The organism is Salmonella sp. NW884 (assembly GCF_051700745.1).
GTDB lineage: Bacteria > Pseudomonadota > Gammaproteobacteria > Enterobacterales > Enterobacteriaceae > Salmonella > Salmonella enterica.
In genome coordinates, this window is sequence record NZ_JAMMDE010000032.1 from 1 (window position 1) to 788 (window position 788).

2 protein-coding genes are annotated in these 788 nt (G+C 48.4%); both read left to right on the forward strand.

All coding sequences use genetic code 11. The features are described from left to right. The first annotated feature begins 50 nt into the window (after positions 1-50). Positions 51-197: a YlcG family protein gene (locus tag NA197_RS23340; protein ID WP_001648706.1), complete on the forward strand. Its 147-nt coding sequence runs from the start codon at positions 51-53 to the stop codon at positions 195-197. Further along, the coding region (locus NA197_RS23345) for an antitermination protein Q (RefSeq protein ID WP_438796706.1) at positions 187-788 on the forward strand (602 nt) is incomplete at its 3' end. The genes NA197_RS23340 and NA197_RS23345, both read left to right, overlap by 11 nt.

Below are 788 nucleotides of genomic sequence, written 5' to 3' on the forward strand. Positions count from 1 at the left end.
AAAGCCCGGGCGCTGGAGAAGCGCCGCGCACGTCGACAGGATAATGCAGCATGAAACCAGAACTGATCGACATACTCCGCATGCGCTGGTTGCGTCTCCGAATTTATCGATACCGGGGATCTTTTCCGGTGGCATACCGCATTCTTCGTAATTACGTCCGCATTGAAGCAAAACGGGAGCATCGAAATGAAGCTTGAGTCTTTACCTAAATATTTTTCACCTAAATCTATGATGCCCGGCGCAGTACCATGCGGAATAGCGTCTGATACGCTGACTATTACTGACGTAATGGCATCCCTCGGGCTACTTACTGCAAAAGCCGCAGTGGGTATTGAATTGTATCTGGCAAAAGCCGGAGTTTTATCTTCTGAAAATATCATCGCCTACATCAGGCAATTAGCAGAGCAGCGTGCAGAACGGCATGGAGCATTACGGAAAATGGAAGAGAGTAAGCGCTCAAAATTTCTCGACACTATGGCGCGTTATGTATTTCGCGATTATTCCCTCAGTGCGGCCAGCCTGGTGACGTGCAGTAGCTGTCATGGTGCTAAATTAATTGATGCTGAGGTTTTCACGAACAAGGTTACTTACCCGGATGGTAAGCCACCAAAATGGGTAAAAGATACGAAAGGTATTTCTCCGTCAGACTGGGAGGTGTGGAAATCAGTACGTGAACAGGTGCGCGTAGTGTGTAAGGCGTGTGATGGCAAAGGCCATGTGAAAAATGAATGTCGTTGCCGGGGGCGCGGAGAAATTCTCGATAAGAAAAAATCTGAGTTGCAGGGCGT

What these genes read in the sequence shown, in the direction of transcription:
- NA197_RS23340 (WP_001648706.1), top strand. Translation starts at nt 51, where the DNA reads ATGAAACCAGAACTGATCGACATACTCCGCATGCGCTGGTTGCGTCTC.